Source organism: Rectinema subterraneum (genome assembly GCA_009768935.1).
Taxonomy (GTDB): domain Bacteria; phylum Spirochaetota; class Spirochaetia; order Treponematales; family Rectinemataceae; genus Rectinema; species Rectinema subterraneum.
Genome location: WESA01000094.1, coordinates 1 through 4,342 on the forward strand (window position 1 = coordinate 1; position 4,342 = coordinate 4,342).

Here is a 4,342-nt window from a genome sequence, read left to right on the forward strand (position 1 = left end):
CGCAGCCAGTACGACTTTATCGATGGATACGCCCGTCACATGCGCGATGCCCTGCCTCATGCCTCATTCATTGGCTTTACCGGCACCCCCATCGAGAAGGCCGATGCAAACACACGCGCAGTATTTGGCGACTATATCAGCATTTATGACATCCAGCGCGCCGTCGAAGATGGTGCCACCGTACCGATCTACTACGAAAGCAGACTGGCCAAACTCGCTCTCAACGAGGCCGAACGGCCAAAGATCGATGAAGATTTCGAAGAAGTAACCGAAGGCGAAGAGGTCGAGCGCAAGGAAAAACTCAAAACCAAGTGGGCGCAGCTCGAAGCCATTGTCGGTGCTGAAAAACGGCTGCGGCTTGTGGCTCAGGACATCGTCACACACTTCGAACAGCGGCTCGAAGCCATGGACGGCAAGGCGATGGTGGTGTGCATGAGCCGGCGCATCTGTGTGGAGCTCTATCGCGAAATCGTCAGCTTGCGGCCGGAGTGGGCAAGCGAGGCAGACGAGCAAGGCGCCATCAAGGTGGTAATGACCGGCTCGGCATCAGATCCCATTGACTGGCAGTGCCATATTCGCAACAAAAAACGCCGCGAAGCCCTTGCCGATCGATTCCGCGATCCTGCCGACCCATTCAAACTCGTCATCGTTCGGGACATGTGGCTCACCGGCTTTGATTGCCCGAGCCTCCATACCATGTATATCGACAAACCAATGCGCGGGCACGGACTCATGCAGGCGATCGCCCGTGTCAATCGCGTCTTCAAGGACAAACCCGGTGGCCTGGTCGTGGATTATCTTGGACTGGCGCACGAACTGAAAGCAGCACTGGCAACCTACACCGAAAGCGGCGGCACGGGCAGTACGGCCATCAATCTGGACGAGGCCATCGCGGTCATGCGCGAAAAGTACGAGATCTGCTGCGGGCTCTTCCATGGCTTCGATCGCTCCACGTGGACGACGGGCACCCCCGCCGAACGGCTCGGGCTTCTGCCATCGGCGCTTGAGCACCTTCTGGCCCAGGAAAACGGCAAAGAGCGCTTCCTGCACGCCGTACGGGAACTCTCCCAAGCCTTTGCGCTCGCAGTACCGCACGAAGAAGCGCTCGCCATCCGCGACGATGTCTCATTTTTCCAGACAGTACAGACCGCCCTTTCCAAGCGCGTCCCCGGCGATACCAAGCCGGAGGAGGAACTCGATCACGCGGTAAGGCAGATTATTTCCCGCGCGATCGCCCCCGAAGGCGTCGTGGATATTTTTGCGGTCGCAGGGCTCGAGAAGCCCGATCTTTCGATTCTGTCGGATGAATTCCTTGCCGAAGTTCGCGGCATGCCACAGCGCAACCTTGCCGTCGAGTTGCTCCAGAAACTGCTGAAAGGCGAGCTGGCAACCCGACGTCGGAAAAATCTGGTACAGGCTCGCTCCTTCGCGGAAATGCTGGAACAGACCATCCGCCGCTATCAGAATCGCGCGATCGAAGCAGCCCAGGTCATTGAAGAGCTGATTCAGCTGGCAAAGGAAATGCGCGAAGCCAGCGCGCGAGGTGAGCAGCTGGGTTTGACCGAAGACGAACTGGCCTTCTACGATGCACTCGAAACGAACGACAGCGCCGTCAAGGTGCTCGGCGACGAGACCTTGCGGAGCATTGCGCGCGAACTGGTCAACATCGTTCGCAACAATGTGACCATCGACTGGACCCTGCGCGAAAACGTGCGAGCCCAATTGCGCGTGCTCATCAAACGCATTCTGCGAAAATATGGCTATCCTCCCGACAAACAGGAGAAAGCAACCCAGACAGTGCTGGAACAGGCGGCACTTCTCTCTGCAGAATGGACGGCAGCGTAATTTCGTCTCTGCGTGCTCTGAACTAACCCCCTCATTCAGACACAAGCACGATCCTGATTGTGAATCGCCATGACAAAATGCACATGAAGTGAAGAAAAAATCGATTCCGCCTCAGAAGAAACCTAGACTAGTTCAATTCATAAATACATCGTCCGAAAAGACAGAATCGAAATCTTGCAGAACCTTTCTGACATGAGAAATCTCACGCAGCCGGCGCTGGTCACATGCATCGAGCCGTACTAGAATAGCGCTGGAAATCATTCGCGCTCGCTTGCCTCGCTGATCGCAAGCCTGTGCTGCTCCGAAAGGATACGCTATGTCAGACATACTGCTGATTCTTTTCACCCTGCTCTTTCCGGTTCTGCTTCTCTATCTCAAAGAGCGAGTTAGATTCATGGCAAAATGGAGCACACTGATCGTGTGCTATATCGCAGGGCTCGCGCTGGGCAACATAGGAATCCTGCCGGCGTCGGCGAGCGCGCTGCTCGACACGCTCTCGAGCGTCGCGGTGGCAATATCGATTCCACTGTTGCTGTTTTCGGTCGACATCAAGAAATGGAAGGAGCTTTCGGGCAAAGCAATTCTAGCCTTTGTGCTTGCCGCACTCTCGGTAAGTTTGGTCTCGGGCATTGCGTACGCATTTTTCAGAACGAAGAGTGCCGAGTCTGCAAATGTAGCAGGACTGCTGGTGGGACTCTATACCGGGGGCACGCCGAATCTGGCAGCCATAAAGACTGCGCTCAATGTCGATAAAAATGTGTATCTCGCTGTGCATACGTCAGATATCGTGCTTTCGGCTATATACCTCCTCATAGTGATGAGTATCGCAAAGCCGATCCTCAAACATATATTGCCGCTGAAAAACTGGGACGGCAATATCGCATCACCGGAAAACTTGAGCTTCACCACGAGGTTCTCGGATTATTTCAGAAAGGGACTATGGAAAAAGATTGTATCAGGGTTCGGGCTTGCGCTGGCTATTGTGGGCGTGTCGCTCGGCGTTTCGATGCTGGTGCCGCCTGATTTCCAGACGATGGTAACGATTCTGCTCATCACGAGCATGGCGCTTGCGGCATCGTTCGTGCCGCGGATCCGCACGCTCCCGATGACCTTCGCAACCGGCGAATACTTTCTGTATGTGTTTGCGGTCGCTGTCGGTGCGATGGGAAATATCACGCAAATATTCAACAGCGCGGGCACATACTTCATCTATGTGGCGATCGTGCTGTTCGGGTCTTTTGTGCTGCATGCGGCGCTGTGCGCGCTTTTCAATATCGATGTCGATACGATGCTGATCGTGTCCACGTCGGCCATCTGCTCGCCGCCGTTCGTCGGCGTGGTGGCCGTTTCGCTCAAGGCGCGCAAGCTGATTCTGCCGGGGATAACGACCGGCATTATCGGGTATGCGGTTGGAAACTACCTTGGGATCGCGCTCGCTCAGCTTTTCAAAGCGATCGGGGGATAGCGCGGCCCGCTTTGCAGAGGCAGTGTTCCGACCGGACGCCCACCGTGCAAGCTTTCATTAGTGTTCTGAACCTTGTGTAAAGGATTGATGCAGAGTGACAGGTTTGCGCGAATCGCGCAGCTGCGCGAATGCGCCCTTGGCCGCCTCCAGCGTCTGCGCAATATCCGCTTCAGTGTGCGCGAGCGAAATGAACCAGTTGTGGTGCGGATGCATGAATACGCCCCGGTCAGCCATCGCCGCGCAGAAGCGCTGATTGAGGAAGAGGTCCGGGTCCTCATCGAAGGTCAGATAGGGGATCGCGGGCGGCCCCGAGATGCGCGCGGAAAAACCAGCTTCCCGCCCGAGCGATTCAAGCCCTTCCTTGAGCATGCGCCCCAGCTGCGCAAGCCGCTCCGTGCCGCCCAAGCGCTCCATCTCGTCGAGCGTGGCCATTGCGGCGATCATCGGTACGGCGGACATCCAGTAGGTTCCGGTGATGAAAAAGCTTGAAGCTGTTTTCTTGAGCCCTTCTGTGCCGAGGAGCACCGAGAGCGGATAGCCGTTCGCGAGCGCCTTGCCCATGGTGATCATGTCGGGATGCGCACCGAAGAAGCTGTGGCTGCCCTTCATGCTCAGCCTGAAATTAGCCCTGATGTCGTCCATGATGAAATAGGCGCCCTCGCTGTGGCAGAGCCGTTCAACAGTCGCGATAAATTCTGGCGTTGGGAGCTGCTGTGGCTTGTAGGTGGGATGGTGGTAGGGGGTGAGTATCACACAGGCGATTTTCTCTCTGTGCTGGCGGAATAGCGCCTCGAGCGCTGCAACGTCATTATATGGGAAATATCGCACATCGCGCTGCTCGGCCAGTGTGAACACGGGAAACACATTGGTCGAGCACCAATTTGCCGCCCCATGATAGGCTCCTTCCGCGGCGATGATAATCTGCTTTCCGGTATCCGCGCGAGCGATCGACGTGGCGAGGGTAGTTGCGTCGGTGCCGTTCTTGACGAAGACCGCCCAGTCCATACCATCGACGAGACCGATAAGGCGCTC

3 protein-coding genes are annotated in these 4,342 nt (G+C 56.4%); 2 read left to right on the plus strand and 1 reads right to left on the minus strand.

What is annotated here, in order from left to right; translation table 11 throughout:
- A partial coding sequence (locus GAP13_RS12740; protein WP_158908668.1) for a type I restriction endonuclease subunit R occupies positions 1–1,845 on the plus strand: 1,845 nt, incomplete at its 5' end.
- Positions 1,846–2,161: 316 nt separating this feature from the next.
- Entirely contained in the window at positions 2,162–3,310 is a 1,149-nt protein-coding gene (locus tag GAP13_RS12745) for a DUF819 family protein (protein ID WP_158908669.1), read from the plus strand.
- Between the two features lie 57 nt (positions 3,311–3,367).
- On the opposite strand, the gene GAP13_RS12750 is transcribed toward GAP13_RS12745, so the two are convergent.
- Positions 3,368–4,342 (minus strand): aminotransferase class III-fold pyridoxal phosphate-dependent enzyme (locus tag GAP13_RS12750; protein WP_158908670.1); only part of this gene is annotated, 975 nt, incomplete at its 5' end.

Coding starts and splice junctions, on each gene's coding strand:
- GAP13_RS12745 (WP_158908669.1), top strand. CDS start 2,162: ATGTCAGACATACTGCTGATTCTTTTCACCCTGCTCTTTCCGGTTCTG.